General features: G+C 54.6%; 15 protein-coding genes, 2 tRNA genes and 1 other RNA gene. 14 read left to right on the top strand and 4 right to left on the bottom strand.

Going from position 1 to position 17,090, the window contains the following annotated elements; translation table 11 throughout:
- Positions 1-148 precede the first annotated feature (148 nt).
- Positions 149-225, top strand: a tRNA-Arg gene (locus G3578_RS15320).
- 515 nt (positions 226-740) lie between these two features.
- Complete coding sequence (locus G3578_RS15315; RefSeq protein ID WP_165213828.1) at positions 741-1,415, top strand: Dph6-related ATP pyrophosphatase; 675 nt, start codon at positions 741-743, stop codon at positions 1,413-1,415.
- Between the two features lie 139 nt (positions 1,416-1,554).
- Here G3578_RS15315 and G3578_RS15310 read toward each other — a convergent pair whose 3' ends face one another.
- The 3 genes from G3578_RS15310 to G3578_RS15300 form a co-directional block, all read right to left on the bottom strand.
- Positions 1,555-2,565: a GDSL-type esterase/lipase family protein gene (locus G3578_RS15310; protein WP_165213827.1), complete on the bottom strand. Its 1,011-nt coding sequence runs from the start codon at positions 2,563-2,565 to the stop codon at positions 1,555-1,557.
- Positions 2,566-2,703: 138 nt separating this feature from the next.
- Positions 2,704-3,210 carry a ribonuclease H-like YkuK family protein gene (locus G3578_RS15305; RefSeq protein ID WP_346774019.1) on the bottom strand — a complete coding sequence of 169 codons (507 nt, stop codon included), beginning with the start codon at positions 3,208-3,210 and terminating at the stop codon, positions 2,704-2,706.
- Positions 3,211-3,398: 188 nt separating this feature from the next.
- Positions 3,399-3,902, bottom strand: a complete 504-nt coding sequence (locus G3578_RS15300; RefSeq protein WP_165213825.1) for a DinB family protein — start codon at positions 3,900-3,902, stop codon at positions 3,399-3,401.
- Positions 3,903-4,055: 153 nt separating this feature from the next.
- Here G3578_RS15300 and tadA point away from each other — a divergent pair, with 153 nt between their 5' ends.
- A complete protein-coding gene (gene tadA, locus G3578_RS15295; protein ID WP_165213824.1) occupies positions 4,056-4,544 on the top strand; it encodes a tRNA adenosine(34) deaminase TadA in 489 nt (162 codons plus the stop codon).
- Between the two features lie 31 nt (positions 4,545-4,575).
- Here the strand turns inward: tadA and G3578_RS15290 are convergent, their stop codons facing one another.
- The gene (locus G3578_RS15290; RefSeq protein WP_165213823.1) at positions 4,576-5,295 is read right to left on the bottom strand and encodes a pseudouridine synthase; all 720 of its coding nucleotides are present in this window, start codon (positions 5,293-5,295) and stop codon (positions 4,576-4,578) included.
- A 135-nt stretch (positions 5,296-5,430) separates the two neighbouring features.
- On the opposite strand from G3578_RS15290, the gene G3578_RS15285 reads away from it, so the two are divergent.
- The 11 genes from G3578_RS15285 (at position 5,431) to G3578_RS15235 (ending at position 16,967) form a co-directional block, all read left to right on the top strand.
- Positions 5,431-5,522 (top strand) — tRNA-Ser (locus G3578_RS15285).
- A 340-nt stretch (positions 5,523-5,862) separates the two neighbouring features.
- Complete coding sequence (locus G3578_RS15280; protein ID WP_165213822.1) at positions 5,863-6,879, top strand: LacI family DNA-binding transcriptional regulator; 1,017 nt, start codon at positions 5,863-5,865, stop codon at positions 6,877-6,879.
- Positions 6,880-6,881: 2 nt separating this feature from the next.
- Positions 6,882-7,850, top strand: a complete 969-nt coding sequence (locus tag G3578_RS15275; protein WP_165213821.1) for a TIM barrel protein — start codon at positions 6,882-6,884, stop codon at positions 7,848-7,850.
- A complete protein-coding gene (locus G3578_RS15270) occupies positions 7,838-9,031 on the top strand; it encodes a Gfo/Idh/MocA family protein (protein ID WP_241254645.1) in 1,194 nt (397 codons plus the stop codon). The genes G3578_RS15275 and G3578_RS15270 overlap by 13 nt, the downstream gene beginning before the upstream one ends.
- Before the next feature lie 35 nt (positions 9,032-9,066).
- Positions 9,067-10,056, top strand: coding sequence for a substrate-binding domain-containing protein (locus G3578_RS15265; protein ID WP_241254644.1), 990 nt, complete (start codon positions 9,067-9,069; stop codon positions 10,054-10,056).
- Between the two features lie 68 nt (positions 10,057-10,124).
- Positions 10,125-11,630: a sugar ABC transporter ATP-binding protein gene (locus G3578_RS15260; RefSeq protein ID WP_165213820.1), complete on the top strand. Its 1,506-nt coding sequence runs from the start codon at positions 10,125-10,127 to the stop codon at positions 11,628-11,630.
- The gene (locus tag G3578_RS15255) at positions 11,593-12,564 is read left to right on the top strand and encodes an ABC transporter permease (protein WP_165213819.1); all 972 of its coding nucleotides are present in this window, start codon (positions 11,593-11,595) and stop codon (positions 12,562-12,564) included. The genes G3578_RS15260 and G3578_RS15255 overlap by 38 nt, the downstream gene beginning before the upstream one ends.
- A gap of 132 nt (positions 12,565-12,696) precedes the next feature.
- A complete protein-coding gene (locus tag G3578_RS15250) occupies positions 12,697-13,338 on the top strand; it encodes an HD domain-containing protein (protein ID WP_481752750.1) in 642 nt (213 codons plus the stop codon).
- A complete protein-coding gene (locus G3578_RS15245; RefSeq protein ID WP_165213818.1) occupies positions 13,325-15,004 on the top strand; it encodes a CocE/NonD family hydrolase in 1,680 nt (559 codons plus the stop codon). The genes G3578_RS15250 and G3578_RS15245 overlap by 14 nt, the downstream gene beginning before the upstream one ends.
- 212 nt (positions 15,005-15,216) lie before the next feature.
- Positions 15,217-15,316, top strand: an RNA gene (ffs, locus tag G3578_RS15240) — signal recognition particle sRNA small type.
- A gap of 223 nt (positions 15,317-15,539) precedes the next feature.
- On the top strand, positions 15,540-16,967 hold the full coding sequence (locus tag G3578_RS15235) for a PAS domain-containing sensor histidine kinase (protein ID WP_481752749.1): 1,428 nt from the start codon (positions 15,540-15,542) through the stop codon (positions 16,965-16,967).
- Positions 16,968-17,090 lie beyond the last annotated feature (123 nt).

Genomic DNA, 17,090 nt, shown 5'->3' with positions numbered 1-17,090 from the left:
CAAACGGGGCTGGAGGCGTGTCCTCCGGTCCTTTTTATTTATGGATCCGTGAAATCGCCAGCCTTCTTAATGGTTCCCAGCTTCCCGGCATTTGCAAAATTCGCGTTGTGCCTTATAATGAGAAGGGGCAATTTCTTATGCGTAAAACGTCCCCGTAGCTCAGCAGGATAGAGCAACGGTTTCCTAAACTGTAGGTCGGAGGTTCGAATCCTCTCGGGGACGCCATACACAAGCCGCGTGGTTACGCGGTTTTTCTTATTTCTTGAGAAAAAGGGCATACGGGAAAGGGAGGATAGGCAAAGTTATTTCTCAAAAAATTGAGTCATGAAATAAAGAATCGGTAACAAGAATCCGATCAACCCAAATACGCGAAGCACCCTAAAGTACTTTTTGGAAGGGTAACGGGTCGCTTGCCACTTTCCGAACAACTGCCATGCTCCTACTGGATTAATGGTGATGTAACCGGTAATAATAAACCAGAATATGTAAAATATGACCATAATCATAACATCCATATCTCTATGCCCCTCCAATTATCTCGATTATCATAAGACTAACAAATTTTCGGGGGAATGGGGCAATGTTACATAATAATTCATGTGATATATGGGAGATAGCCTTTCGCTTGGCGACGGAAATCGCGCCGGATGACCGCTTGGAGAAACAGGAAAAACGCGATATGATAACCGCGTGACACCGGAAGCGCGGTGATCTCTTTTTTCGGGAGGGGGAAGAGGAGCATGCGTACGGCACTTTCGTGGAGCGGGGGCAAGGACGGCTGCATGGCGCTGCACAAGCTGGTCCAGGAGGGCGTAGAGGTTGTTTGCCTGCTGACAACCGTTCCGGCGGAAACCGGGAGAACCTTCGGGCATGGAGAACGGGTGGAATTGATCCGAGCGCAGGCGGAGGCGCTGTCGATTCCCATCCACTTCGTTGCGTGCAGCTACGAGGATTATACGGATGCCTTCGTCCGCTCCCTGCGCGACCTCAAGGAGCGTTATCAGCTGGATGCCATTGCCTACGGGGACTTGTATCTCGACGAACATCGGGCATGGGGAACAACCGTGGCGGAAAGCGTCGGGCTGGCGCCGCTCTACCCGCTCTGGATGAACAAAGACGATGCAGCGAAGGCGCTGCAGGCCTTTGTCGATTCCGGCTATCGTGCCGTGGTCATCCGGGTGCGGGACGACAAGCTGACGCCAGCGTGGCTGGGCAGGGAAGTGGATCAAGCCTTTTTGCAGGAGATCGTGCAGCAGGAGGTTTGTCCGATGGGGGAAGCGGGGGAATATCATACGTTCGTCTATGACGGGCCGCTGTTTCAACAAAAGGTGGTATTGGCTTGGGGAGACGTCATCCAGCTTGACACCACCAAGCGTATCGAAGTGAAAAACTTTGGACTGGCACCCAAGCGGTAAAGGAGAAACCGCTACCGCTTCACCTCAGGGTTGATTGGCCGAAAAGAAGCGTATTGCCGCAAAGTAGCCGAAACAAATATCCGTGAGCAAAAGAAAGAAGCCCCCGCAACATCGGGGGGCAAACGGAGCATGGGCGTCACTATTTGATTTCCACCGGAATGGACAGCTTCTTGTCATCATAGCTGACCGTAATCCTGACGCTTCCCTTTTTCCTGGCTTTCACGACACCGTTTTCCACCGTGGCAATGTTTTTGTTGGAACTTTTCCACTCGGCGAGATTGGTAACGGTGATCGTGCGGCCGTTTTCGTAGGTTGCGGTCAGCCTGAGTTTGATCTGTTCGCCTTCCTTCAAGGTCAGCTTCGTTTTATTCACCTTCAGTTTTTGAATCGGGAATTGGCTTTTCAGTATGTCCCAGAATTGGTTGGCGACGGCTTGATAACCTTCCTTGCTCAAGTGAATATCCTGCGGGTTGGGCAGATAGGTTCGGAAGTCCTCGGCAATGGTCTCTTCGGTGGGCACATAGTGGGATCTGGTCCTCACGGTTACTTTGGAAATGGTTTTGTTCAGCTTGTCAAGGACGGGGAGAAGCTGCTCCTGCTGATCATTTGGCAGATAGGGAAACGGGTTATAGTAGCCCATGATGTATATCTCCGCGTCAGGGTTTACCTCCTTGATTTCGTCCACGATCGCTTTCAGGTTGCGGTATACTTGATCCACGACAGCCGGTACCTTGTCCGGATCGATGGATACGCCTTTATCCGTGATGGTCAGCTCATGCAGCAGATCGTTTGCCCCGGCATCCAGCGTAATCACTTCGGCATCCTCGAGCGCTTCGCGAATGCTCGTGCCCCCTTTTTCCACGTCATGCTTGATGTCTTCCAGCACGTCTTCCGTGGTATAGCCAGGCACGGCATAGCGAAGATAGGAGCCGAGATAGCCGATGGTGTCGAGCCGGTCGGCAAGAAAATCGGTATAGCCCTGATCGATCTCCTTGTAGGGGGTCTGACCCGCTGCCAGGGAGTCCCCCAGCGCCACGTAATCCACTTCCCCATCTTTTGTCTTGGCGGCTGCTTGACCTATCGATGCGGCAAGAAGCAGGAAGGCCATCAGTGCGGACAGCGTACTTTTGAAACGAACGGCATAAGACAAAGCAATTCCCTCCTCATGGTAACCAACTTATCGAAGGTATCATATTCGGCATCATTCCAAAATTTTCCTACAGAAAAGGAAAAGAAGCCGCCGCCGGACGTGATGGCAGCCGGCTGATGGCTTCCGATGCTGGCATATTCACTTGGTAAACATATCGGCGATGGTCGACGCACAGAAGGAGTCAGGCTTGATCTCCGCTTCAAAATTGTTGGCTTTGGCGACATGCAGCAGATTATGGATGAACTTGCGGGTCGGGCCGTTGATCCCGATGTCAAAATGAAGGCGGATGGGCACATGAATCATGCGGCTGTGCAGATATTCGCGAAGCTCGGTGGCTAACCCAAGCGCATAGAAAGCCTCCTGATAAATCCGCTGCTGCAGGGAGGAAAGACGCCGCTCCTGAAAGGTACGGTAGAAAAACGTTCCCCCCTTGCCGATGCGAATCAAGGAGATCACGAGGGCAAACGAGGTTGAGCTGCGGCGCTGCTGCGAATCTGCGCCCACAATGATTTCGTAGGCGTCCATACCGGTTGAGACGGTTCGTTCCAGATCAGCAAAAACTTCTTCTTTCTCCAGCCGCCCTTTTGTCAGGCTGTGAAAGCAAGAAAACTCTCCGGGTGGCTGCTGCAGAGAGGATAACCCCACTGACATCCCTCCTTTTTACCTTATAGTATGGAGAGAAACGAAAGTTCATCACACTTCCCGCTGCACAGAAGCGTCCAGACAACAAAAGCCCACGCACAAGGTGGGCTCTGGCCATCTATTCTTTCATGCGTAAGGAAGGTTGGGGGGCCCCGCCGACAACAGCGTTCGCTACAGTCGGCGGGGGGCTGTCAGATCGCCGGGGCCTCCATTCCCATTTGGCTCCATTCCTCGCGGGAAGGGCCGTAGATACCGGGCACCTTTAATCCGGCCTGGCGCATCAAAACCGTCATCTGTCCGCGATGGTGGATCAGATGGGTCAACAGGACGAACAGGGTATATCCGTTTTTCCATGTAAACCCGTACATATCGTTTTCTTCCAAAAGGCTGCTGTCGTTCCACTGCTCCTTGATGGCGGCAACGAACGCCTCACTGGACTGCCGGAAGCTGTCGGCAATGAACCTGGCGGATGTCGGGGCGCTTTCCCCTTCATCGGGCGCATCAAACCGCAAGCCCGTACGCGACATCATCTCATGGGTCGTACAGACGATATGCCACGCAAGACGGCCAAGCGTGCGGTGCTCCGCTGCCACCGCCTGGTTGAGCGATTCATCTGTCAATGCATCGAGGATCTTCTGCGTCGCCGCTGCTTCATAATCCCAGACATTCAAAAAAGAATCAATGGAATAAAACATATGTACCCTCCTTTTTACTTAATAGGAACATTTGTTCCTATTTTCGATTATATACCAACAGGGACATTTTTCCAATAGGGAACGTAGCGGCAATTTCAATTGACGGTTGGCGGCCCACGATCGTATGGTTAAGAAGGCAGCGAGGAAGGAAGAATGGATACGACGAAAAGGAGGGGGAAGAGATTGCAGGAAAGTCATGAGCGTTGGATGCGCGCCGCCATCGAGGAGGCAAACAAAGCAGGAGAGATCGGAGAAGTGCCGATCGGTGCCGTCATCGTCCGGGATGGCCAGATCGTCGGCAGGGGGTATAACCTGAGGGAAACAGGGAAAGACCCCACGCTGCATGCGGAAATGATTGCGATCCGGGAAGCGAGCGAACGGCTCGGCGGCTGGCGATTGATCGGGTGTACGCTCTATGTGACGCTGGAGCCTTGTCCGATGTGTGCCGGTGCCATCGTGCAGTCGCGCATCGAACAGGTGGTGTATGGGGCGCGCGATCCCAAAGCCGGCTGCGCGGGGACGCTGATGGATCTGTTAAACGAACCGCGCTTCAACCATCAGGTACCGTTTGTCGCCGGCGTTCTGGAAGAGGAGTGCGGTCAGCTGTTAAAAGCGTTTTTCCGCCGACTGCGGAAGAAATAAGCGTACCCGGGGGCATGGGAGGACCCGGGTTTTACGTTAGTTTTCGGAGGGAGGCAAGCTCTTCGTCTGTCAGTTCGCGGTATTCCCCCGGTTCAAGCGTTTCATCGAGCAGCAGCGTTCCCATCCGCAGCCGCTTCAGGTAGACAACCTGCAGGCCGAATGCCGCAAACATCCTTTTGACCTGATGGAATTTTCCCTCCATGATGGTTACCTTGATTTCCGATTCTTCACCGGAGGAGAGGATTTCCAACCGGGCTGGCATGGTGACGTAACCGTCGTCGAGGGTAACCCCTTTGGCAAAAGCGTCCGCATGCTCTGGGGTGACACGACCTGCGATGCGGGCATAGTACTCTTTGTCCACTTTCTTTTTGGGGGAAAGCAGGCTGTGGGAGAGCTGTCCGTCATTGGTCAACAGCAGCAGCCCCTCCGTATCGATGTCGAGCCTGCCGACCGGGTGTACTTTTGCGGCCCATTCAGGCGGCAGCAGGTCAACGACGGTTTCGTGGCGGGGATCTTCCGTCGCGGAGATCACACCGGGCGGCTTGTTAAGCATGAAGTAGACGTAGCGCTTGTAATGCAGAGGTTCTCCATCCACCAGGATCTCCTGCTGCTCCGGAATGACATGCATGCCAGGGTCCGTGGCTGTTACCCCATCCACTTCGATCAGCCCTTGCTTGACCAGCTGCTTAACTTCCTTGCGTGTGCCGATGCCCATATTGGCCAGCACTTTATCCAGACGTTCCCGTTTCATGTGCGTTCCTCATTTCAATCGTGTGTCTTGCTCTTCCTATATTGACCGAACAAACACGACAAATCAAGCTTGGCAGCAATTTTCATCTTGCGCGGAAACGATTAATTTGCTATAGTTATTTTTGCTTCTGGTCTTGGAGAGATACCCAAGTGGTCATAAGGGGACGCACTCGAAATGCGTTAGGCGTCGTGAGGCGTGCGTGGGTTCGAATCCCACTCTCTCCGCCATACATAAGGATTGTTCCTTCAAGCATAAGTTTGCCGCAGCGGCGAGCTTATGCTTGAAGTTTTTTTGTGGGCTTGAAACAAAACGGTAACAGAAGCAAAGAAGGGGGATCGTTTCTTCTAAATTAAAAGAGAAAGAGTAGTGGAAATTTTTCGAAATGCATCTTGTAAACCTTTACATCTCTGTGTAAAATATTCTCAAGATTTCATGCAGAAAAACGATCAGTTTGTGTACATAATCATGTAAACCTTTACATAAAACCAGCATTCAGTTCTCTGCAATAAGCATTTTTATCGCTTGAATATGTAAACCTTTACAGGTAAGAGGGAAGTTGATTGCCACATGGCTACGATTCATGATGTCGCGAAGCTCGCCAAAGTATCCATCGCCACTGTTTCCCGCGTCATGTCCGGAGCGGATCCGGTCAACCCCAAAACGCAGCAGCGGGTACTGGAAGCGATGGAAAAACTGAATTACCGGCCCAATGGGTTGGCGCGCAACCTGCGCAGCCAAAAAACGAATGTCATTATCGCCCTCGTGCCTGATATCAAAAACCCGTTCTTTTCCGAAGTGATTCGCGGAATTGAAGACGGAGCGCGCCAAGCGGGATTCAACGTCCTGATCGGCAGTACGGATGGGGACAGGGATAAAACAAAAGAATACATGGCCCTTCTCGATGAAAGCAGGGCGGACGGCATTATCCTCACGACCACGCAGACAGACCGGGCGTTTTTGGAAGAGTTCGCCGCCCGCAGTCCCGTTGTCCTTGCCTGTGAATATCTCCCGGGAAGCGACATCCCTTCCGTTTCGATCGACAATGAAAGCGCTGCCCGAAAAATCACGAAGCACTTGCTGTCCCTCGGACACACCCGCATTGCCCATATTATGGGGCCAAGCAATGTGATCCTCTGCCAGGCCAGGTTGAATGGATATCGGCAGGCGCTCCATCAGCACGGCATCATGGAGGACGAGCTCCTCATCCAGGAAGGGGATTACTCGCTTGATTCCGGCTATCTGATCACACGCAAGCTGCTCTCCATCAACCGGATTCCGACCGCCATCTTTGCCGCCAATGACGAAATGGCGATCGGGGCGATGAAAGCAATCCGCGATTTTGGCCTGCGGGTTCCCCACGACATCTCGGTTGTGGGATTTGACGATATTCATTTCTCGTCCTATGTGTCGCCGGCGCTCACCACCATTCAACAGCCCCGTTACGAGATTGGGCAGCGGTCCGTCAACATGCTGATCAAGCTGATTCGCTCGGAACCGCTCGATCAGTCCCAGGTGGTGCTGGAGGACACGCTGGTCGTAAGGGAATCCAGCGCGGCCTGCCAACGGGCCATACAGGAGGGATAAACGTGAAGTTGGGGATTTTTACCGTGCTTTTCAGCGATCGCAGCCTTGAGGAAGCATTGGACGTGATCAAAAGCCACGGTTTGGAAACGGTGGAGATCGGGGTAGGCGGATATCCCGGGAAAAAACATGCCGATGCCGCAGCGCTGCTGGCAGATGAGGCGAATTTGCGGGCGTTCCGGTCGATGATTGAGGTACGGGGGTTGGAGATCAGCGCCCTTTCCTGTCACGGCAATCCGCTTCATCCCAATCAGGAAATCGCCGCACAGTTTCATCAGGATTTTGTAAACGCTGTCATTCTTGCCGAAAAATTAGGGGTGGAGACCGTGATCGGCTTCTCGGGCTGTCCCGGGGAATCGGAAGCGTCCCGAAATCCCGTATGGGTCACGTGTGCATGGCCTCCCGAGCATCAGGAGGTGCTGGAATGGCAATGGCAGGAGAAGGTGATTCCCTACTGGCGCAGCATGTCCGCGTTTATGAAGGAACACGGCGTCCGAGCGGCGATCGAACCGCATCCGGGGTTTGTCGTCTACAATACGGAAACCGCTCTTCGCTTGCGCCGGGAGGCTGGCGACAACATCGGCGTCAATGTTGACCCAAGCCACCTGTACTGGCAGCAGATGGACCCGTTCGCATGCATCAAGGAACTGGCCAAGGCGGGGGCACTCTATCATTTTCACGCCAAGGATACGTGGTTTGATCGGCACAATATGGCGCGCAACGGCGTGCTGGATACCAAGTCCTACCGGGACGGCCTCAAACGGTCATGGATCTTTCGGACAGTCGGGTACGGACATGGCGAAGAAGAATGGCGAAACATCATCAGCACCCTTCAGCTGGTTGGCTATCAAGGGGCTGTGTCCATTGAGCACGAGGACTGCCTGATGTCCGTCGAGGAGGGCTTTGCCAAGGCGGTGGCCCTTCTGCAGGGGCTGATGATCAAAGAAAGGGTGAAGGAAATATGGTGGGCGTAAACGGAAAACAGCTGCGCGTCGGCATGATCGGCTACAAATTTATGGGAAAAGCGCATTCCCATGCGTACCGGGATGTTCCTTTTTACTTCGATTCTCCGCTCCAGCCGGTTCTGCAGGTGATCTGCGGGCGGGACAAAGCCGGAGTCCGGGAAGCGGCGGAGAAATTCGGCTTTGCCTCCTGGGAAACGGACTGGCGGGAAGTGATTCGCCGCGATGATGTGGATCTGATCGATGTGGGGACGCCCAACAACAGTCATGCGGAGATTGTGCTGGAAGCGGTCAGGGCGGGCAAGCATGTGATCTGTGAAAAGCCGCTGGCCATGAATCTGGCGGAAGCGGTGAAGATGTGGCGGGCAGCCGAAGAAAGCAACGTCATCCATATGATTTCCCACAACTACCGCTTTGCGCCGGCCATCCAATTTGCGAAGAAGTTGATTGCCGAAGGGCGCCTCGGGAAAATCTATCATATCCGCGCCAGCTACTTGCAGGACTGGATAATGGACCCCGCCTTCCCGCTGGTATGGCGGCTGCGCAAAGAAGTGACGGGTAGCGGAGCCTTGGGGGACATCGCCTCACACATCCTGGATCTGGCCCGCTTTCTCGTGGGAGAGATCTCCGAGGTTTGCGGCATGATGGAGACGTTCATCAAGGAGCGGCCCCTCGGGGAGATGGCGGGCGGACTGCAGGCCGCCAGGGAAGAGGGAACGGGCGTCGTGGATGTGGATGACGCCGCCGCCTTTTTGGCCCGCTTTGAAAACGGGGCGCTCGGCGTGTTTGAAGCAACCCGTTTTGCGGCAGGCAACCGGAACAAGAACAAGATCGAGATCAACGGGTCCAAAGGGTCGATACGCTGGGATCTGGAGAATATGAACCTGCTCGATGTCTATTTCACCGACGATGAGCCCGGGCTGCAGGGGTTCCGCACCATTAACGTGACGGAGAGCGTTCATCCGTATACCGGCAACTACTGGCCGTCCGGTCACATCATCGGCTATGAGCACACCTTTATCAGCATGATGTACGAACTGGTGAAAGGGATAGCTGAGGGCAAAAAGGTATCGCCTTCGTTTGAGGACGGCATGCGCAACCAGGCTGTCCTGGAGGCTGTCGAAAAGTCCTCGGAGATGAAGGCCTGGGTCAGCGTCTCCGATCTGCTCCATGCTGCGCTGCAGGGAAAGTAACTCATTTTTTTCAATATAAAAGGGGGTTTTGACACATGAAGAAAATGAATGCTTTGACAATGCTGGCACTTACGGGGGTATTGGCGGCATCCCTGGTCGGTTGCGGCGGCCAGGAGGCGTCCCAGCAAAATGCGCCAAGCCAGGGGGCGTCCGGGCAGAATGCGCAGAAAGTAATCGGGATGAGCTTCCCGCATGCGGACCACGGTTGGATGGGCGCGGTCATTGATTATGCCAAGCAGCAAGGGGAAGAGCTGGGCGTCAAGGTGGAAATGACGACGGCGGATAACCCCAACAAGCAGACGAACGATGTGGAAGACCTCGTCACCAAAAAGGTGGATGCCCTGGTGATGCTGCCCATGGAAACGGACGCGCTGACGCCTGCAGCCGATAAGGTAAAAGCGGCAAACATTCCGCTCGTCGTCTTCGACCGTGAAGTGGCGAACGGCAACTACACGGCCCTGGTGAAAGGGGACAACGTCGGGATCGGGAAAAATGCCGCCGAGTTCCTTGGCGAACAGCTCAAAGGGAAAGGGAATGTGGTGATTATCTCCGGACCTCCCAGTTCGGTGACCACACAGCGTGTCCAAGGCTTTACCGAAGTGATCAATACGAAATATCCGGATATCAAGATTTTGGCCGACCAAAACGGCGAATTCCGCAAAGAAAAGGGATACGAGGTGATGCAGAACTTCCTGCAGGCGCACAGCCAGATCGATGCGGTCTACACGATTGATGACGAGATGGCCTTGGGCGCCCTGCAAGCCATCCGCGAAGCCAAGCGCACGGACATCAAGTATGTGACCGGTGCTGGCGGAGCAAAGGATTTCTACAAGGAAATCAAGGATGCGACGGACATTACCCTGGCAACCTTTACGTACTCTCCGCTCATGGTAAAAGAAGCGGTAAAAGTGGCGGTTGACATTGTGAACGGCAAACAACCGGCTCAAAAGGATACGGTCCTTCCGGCAGAAAAAGTGACGAAGGAGAATGTCGACCAATATTACAAAGCAGATGCCGAATATTGAGAAATTTGAAAGGGGCAAGCATCCCGCTTGCCCCTTTTACCGGATTCAGTGCGGAAGGAGGTCGCAGCATGAGCCGCATCCGGCTGGAAATGAAAGGCATAACAAAGTCGTTTGGCGGGGTACAAGCGCTGAAGGGCGTGGATTTCTCCGTGAATGAGGGAGAGATCCACGCGCTCCTGGGTGAGAATGGTGCGGGGAAAAGTACCCTGATGAATATTCTGGGGGGCGTGATTCCGGCTGATGCAGGGGAGATCTGGATGGATGGCAGGCCGGTCCGCATTTCCAGTCCGCAGGATTCCAAACGATGTGGCATCAGTTTTATCCATCAGGAATTGAACCTCATCCCCGATATGACCGTTTACGAAAATCTGTTTCTGGGCTCCGAAATGGTCTCCGCGTACGGGTTCGTTGATGCGAAGCGGATGATTCAGGAGACCCGCCGCATCCTGGATATGCTTGGCGTGCAACTCGATCCGGAAGCCATCGTCGGGAAGCTGGACGCATCTCTGAAACAGGTGATTGAAATCGCCAAATCGCTGCTGAACGAGTCCAACATCATCATCATGGATGAACCGACGACATCTCTGACCGACAGGGAAATCCAGCATATTTTTCACGTGATGCGGACGCTCAGGAGCAAAGGCGTTTCCATCATTTTCATTTCCCACAAACTGCAAGAGGTGATCCAATTCTGTGACCGCTACACCGTTCTTCGTGACGGTGAGCTGTCTTCCACGGGCCGCATCGCCGATACCGACGAGGAGAAAATTGCCCAGGCCATGGTCGGCAAGGAGGTTTTAAAGCAGCAGGTTTACCGGCCCAGAGCCCTGGGGGAGGTTGTCTTGGAAGCAAACGGCCTGCATGGCGGGGCCTTCCATGACATTCGGTTTACCCTGCGCAAAGGAGAAATTCTGGGATTTACCGGTCTCTCCGGTGCGGGACATTCCGAACTGATGGAAGCGTTATTCGGATACCGGCCGAAAACGGCAGGAGAGGTATGGATCAAGGGCAGGACAGCGGTCATCCGGCATCCGAAACAGGCTTTAGCCAGCGGGCTTGGCTTCGTGCCGAAAAATCGCAAGGAAAGTGCCATCATCAAGGATATGAGCATTCTGGAGAACTTCACGCTAGCTTCCCTGGGAAAAGTGCTGCGATTCGGGTTCATAGAGAGAAAGAGGGAGAGGGAGAAATTCCAGGCGTATCGAGAACAAATCAATATCAAAGCGGGCAACCCCGAACTCCCCATTACCAGCCTGAGCGGCGGCAACCAGCAGAAGGTGATCCTTGCCAAATGGCTGGAAGCGGACGCCGATATCATCATCCTGGATAACCCGACGCAGGGGGTCGATGTCGGGGCCAAAAGTGAAATCTATCAGCTCATCCTGGAGCTGGCGGAAAAAGGGAAGTCCTTTATTGTTCTCTCATCGGAAATACCGGAAATCCAAAAGCTTTGCGACCGCGTCGTGGTGATGTATCAGGGGCGCGTGACCGCGATCCTCGACAGGGAGGAAGCGACGGAAGGGAGGATCATGATGTATGCAACCGGTGCCAAATCACAAGCAGACACTGCCTAAGAGATCGATCAACATCAAACGCTTATGGGAACAATACAGTGTCATCATTGCCTTCTCTATCTTGATAGTAATCGCGGCCTTTGTCCATGAAAACTTCTTCACCTCCGGAAACCTGATCAACATTCTTCGGCAGGTGGCGATCATCGGAATCATCGCCCTTGGTCAAACGATCGTCATCTTATCCGGTGGCTTTGATCTCTCGGTCGGGGCCTCGCTGGCTCTTTCCGGCGCAGCCGGGATCGCCGTCATGAACCATACGGGAAGCATATTCATGGGGGTGGCGACGACCATCCTGTGCGCGATGCTGATTGGCGCCGTGAATGGCACCCTGATCACGAAGGGAAAAATCGCTCCGTTTATCGTGACCCTCGGCATGATGGCAAGCGCCCGCTCGATCGCGCTGTACTTTGCGGATGGCGGCAGCTCAACCGGAAAGGTGGACGGCTTCACCCAAATTGCCAACGGTGAACTCCTGGGGATTTCGTATCCCGTTTACCTGTTCTTTGCGGCAGTCCTTGTGATTTATACCATCATGAAAAAGACACGCTTCGGGCGCCATGTGTATGCCATCGGAAGCAATGAGAAAGCGGCCCTCCTTTCTGCCATTCAAGTCAATCGCGTGAAAATGGCGGCGTATACCCTGTGCGGGCTGCTGGTAGGCATTTCTGCGGTGATTGAATCCTCCCGCTTGAATTCCATTTCTTCCTCCAGCTCGGGGATCAGCTATGAATTGGACGCGATTGCGGCGGTCGTAATCGGGGGAACGAGATTATCCGGCGGCAAGGGAAGTATTCTCGGCACCTTGTTTGGGGTCTTGATTCTCGGTGTATTAAACAACATGATCAACCTGATGAACGTCTCTCCATATCTGCAGGGATTGGTGAAAGGATGCATCATCATTATCGCTGTCCTCCTGCAGAAAAGGGAAAACTGACGGATTGGCATGGAATCTGCGGATCGACGATTGCAGCGGACAGTGGCGGAAACAACTGCAGGCACCGGAGGTTTTTCCGGTGCCTAATATTTTGAAAAGGGGCAATTCGTGATAAAATTCAGACGAATGGAGGTGGGCTCTTTGCATGACGTATTCCGGCCATTCGTGGACGGATTTGTACGGACGGGCAATTTGGAAGAGGATATGCGCCGTTTTTTGGAGCGGCATGGACGTTCGGAAACCGCAGAGCATTGCCGGCGTGTGGCGCTGGAGGCCGAGGCGCTTGCGCTGCGGTGGGGCCATGATCCCGTGCTCGCCAAAGCGGCGGGCTACCTGCATGATATCAGCGACGTGATTCCCAATCACGGGCGCATCGAGGCCGCACGGCGGCTTGGCTTGGAGGTGCTGCCCGAGGAAGAAGCGTTTCCGATGATCGTGCATCAGAAGCTGTCCAAGGTGATGGCCCGGGAGATATTCGGCGTGGAAGAGGAGGCGGTCCTGAGCGCGATTGAATGCCATACCACCTTGAAGGCAAACGCGGCGCCGCTTGATCTGATGCTGTTTGTGGCGGATAAGGTGTCGTGGGATCAGCCCGGGACACCGCCCTATCTGAACGAGGTGAAGAAAGGACTGGACATTTCGCTTAGGCACGCGGCCTTTGCCTATCTACATTACCTGTGGGAGAGACGGGATACGCTGAAGGTGGTTCATCCCTGGTTGATCGAAGCCTACCATGACCTGGTGAAAGGAGGAGCAGCTCATGACCTCGCCTGACACAGCTACCCAGGAGATTCGCATCGAACGGAACATCCGGATTCCCATGCGCGACGGGGTGACGCTCTCGGCCGACGTGTACCGGCCGAAAGCGGACGGGCGGTATCCGGCCATTGTGGTGCGTACCCCGTACATGAAAAATACGAAGGCCGCCCACGAGAACGGCAGCTATTACGCTTCTTACGGATACGCCGTGGTATATGTCGACGTGCGGGGGCGCTGCGATTCCGACGGGGAGTTCGTGCCGTACTTCAACGAAGCGCAAGATGGATACGACTGTATTGAATGGGCCGCTGCACAGCCGTGGTGCACCGGCGATGTGGGAACGATGGGCGGCTCCTATCTGGCCCGCATTCAGTGGTTGACGGCCCTGACCAAGCCGCCCCATTTGCGGGCGATGATCTGTGCGGTGACGCCGTCCGATCCGTTTGTGGAGTGGCCGACGGGCGTGCCGACGCCGCACCATCTCTGCTGGCTGTACATGACCAGCGGACGGGTGATGCAAAACGTCGATGTGATCGATTGGGAATCGATCTATTGGCATCTGCCGCTCGCCACCATGGATGAGCTGACCGGCAAGCCTTCCGCCGTGTGGCGCGAGGAGTTGGAGCACCCGTATCTGGACGATTGGTGGAAACGCATCTGTTATCAGGACAAGTTCGACCAGATCGATCTCCCGGTGCTGCATATCTCCGGCTGGTATGATGACGAACAGGTGGGAACGCCGCTCAATTTTGCCAAAATGACCCGGGAAGCGGCCAGCGAAAAGGCGCGGCGCAGCCAGAAGCTGCTGATGGGCCCGTGGACGCACCAGATCAATACCTCCGCCAAAATCGGCGACATTGACTTCGGGCCGCAGTCGCTCATCGACCTGAAAGGGTACCAGCGGCGCTGGTTCGATTATTGGCTGAAAGGGATGGACAACGGGATCATGCAGGAGCCGCCTGTGCGCATTTTCGTGATGGGGGAGAACCGGTGGCGCGACGAGCAGGAGTGGCCGCTGGCCCGCACGGAATGGACCCGGTTCTATCTGCACAGCCAGGGACGCGCCAACAGCCGCTTCGGAGACGGCTGGTTGTCGACGGAGCTGCCGGCATCCGGCGGCGAAGCAGACGCGGACCGGTATACATACGATCCAGCCAATCCGGTGCCTTTCATCACCGATATGACTTCTTCGCAGATCGGCGGGCCGGATGATTATGCGGCGATCGAACGGCGGGATGATGTGCTTGTCTACAGCACCGAGCCGCTGCCGGAAGAGGTGGAAGTGACGGGCCCGATCAAAATGGAGCTGTATGCCGCCTCCAGCGCGGTCGACACCGATTTTATGGTGAAGCTGCTGGATGTCTGGCCGAACGGTTATGCCCAACGGCTGACGGACGGCATGGTGCGGGCCCGCTTCCGGGAGGGGATGGACCGGCCGTCCTTGATCGAGCCGGGGCGCATTTACAAATATGAGATCGATTGCTGGAATACGTCCCATCTCTTCAAAAAAGGACATCGCATTCGCGTGGAGATCGCTTCCAGCGCCTTTCCCAAATATGACCGGAACCTCAACACGGGTGCGCCGCTCGGGCAGTCCGCCGAGATGGCGGTGGCCGAACAGGTCATTTTCCACGATCCGGATCATCCGTCGGCAATCGTTCTGCCGTTGATTCCGCGCTAGACCCCGACACGTTTTCTGTTGCGGATGATTGGGCAGCGTGTCGATATTGCCCGGGCAATTGTGCTTGACCAAAGCTCCTGGTCTTTCCCTGTGTGAATGATGCTGGCAAAGGGGAACCTTTCCTCCGTTGGTGAGGATTATGACTTGCAGGGCGGGATTTTCTTTGCTATGCTAGATAGGCAGTCTCGCAAGGGATTGCCATGGTGGCGACGGATTGGGTCCTGTGCAACACGAACCCGCGAATCTGGTCAGGTCCGGGAGGAAGCAGCCATAAGTGGTCATTCGTGTGTGCCGCAGGGAAGCCTGATCCCCAGCCGCCACCCTGCTCTCATACATATACGGATTGAACCAAGCGGCATGCCGAGAATGGTCGGTGTGCCGCTTTTTTCTCTTTCTTTCCCGTTTGTAACATTCTGCCGGATTATGGCGAAACATTTTACCTGTCAACGAACCGGACAAGGCAGGGCATCGCCTCTCCTCTAGCGAATTTACCCGTAACATCTGTTCACGAGAATCATAGATGGGGGGAACGACAGTGGAGGAAACGTTTTCCTTGCAACTCTCCGGTTCGCCGAAACGGTTGCAGCAGTTTATGCAACAACTACCCAATGCCGTTTTCCTGGTTGATCGAACAGGTACCATACTGGAAGTGAATGAAATCCTGCTGCGGGTGACAGGGTATGCACGGGAAGAGATCCTCGGCCAGCCCTTTCATCTGATTCTTCCCTATAAAGGGACGATGGAACAGTTTTACCGGAATATATTGGAAAAAGAGCGGCAGAAGGTTGTGCCCGCCGAGGTGGAGTGGCGCAGCAAACAGGGAAAGAGCGGAAAAAGCACGGCCATGATCCTGTATCAGGCGGAAGAGGCGCAGTATATGATCCATCTGTTCCAGCTGAACAGGGATATGCGCTACCCGCTGCCGCTTCGGCTTATACAGAAGCTCAGCAATGATACCAGCCTGGGGATGGTGATCGTCGATGGGGAAGGGCACATCGTCGAAATCAGCCAGCTGGCGTGCAAATTGCTGGGTGCGGAGCGCGCGCAGGTTCTCAATAAACATATCGATCAGGTTTTTGCCGGCGTGCCCGAGGAACACCGGCTGATTCAGCGCGACCTGTTGAAAGGCGTGAAACTGCAAAGCAAACCGATGTACTGGTCCTACAACAACCAGCGCTTCGAACTGCTGGTGGATGCCGGGACGCTGCAGGACGAGAGCGGCGAAACGCTGGGGGCGTTCGTTCTGTTTAAAGATATTACCAATCTGCGCTCCATTGAACAGAAGATCGAACGCAACGAACGGCTGGCCATGATCGGCCAGATCGCCGCCGGCACCGCCCATGAGATCCGCAATCCGCTGACCTCCATCAAAGGGTTCCTGCAGATGTTCTCCCAGCTCTTTACCGACATGGGCATGGATCGGGAAAAATCGTACACGGAGATCATGCTGACCGAGATCAACCGGATCAATTCCCTGGTCAATGAGTTTCTGCTGCTCAGCAAGCCGCGGGATGTGCAGTATTCCTTGGTTGATTTGAACCTTGCCTTTGAGGAGTTGATGCCGATAGTGGAGAGCCAGGCCATCCTGCACGGCATCGAGGTAAGGTTCGACTCCCGGGGGCAGCTGCCCAATGTGGTGGGCGACTCGGAACTGTTGAAGCAGGTTTTTCTCAATATCTGCAAAAACGGCATTGAGGCGATGGGAAACGAAGGGATACTGCAGATCACCCACCATATCACGGACGACGGCGAGCGGCTCAGCATCGACATCCACGACACGGGGCCGGGAATCCCCCCCTATGTAATTGACAAAATTTTTGATCCATTCTACACAACAAAGGAAGAGGGAACCGGGCTGGGACTCTCCGTCTGCCAGAAGATCATCCATGATATCGGCGGCCAGATCCGCGTGTCGTCCAAAGGATTCGGCACCACGTTTCACATTCTGCTCCCTTTTGTCTAGTGTTTGGATTACGACCGACAGCGGCGGATCGCGGAGACCGGGATCGGTGTTCAAGATCCGTCTTATTTGCCTTCCCGGCTCTCCTTTTGTAAAGAGCCCTCCTATTGTATAATGTATAGGATA

This window comes from Brevibacillus sp. SYP-B805 (assembly GCF_011059135.1).
Lineage (GTDB): Bacteria > Bacillota > Bacilli > Brevibacillales > Brevibacillaceae > Brevibacillus_F.
The sequence above is the reverse complement of the archived record's forward strand: the minus strand, read 5'-3'. Positions and strand labels throughout refer to the sequence as shown.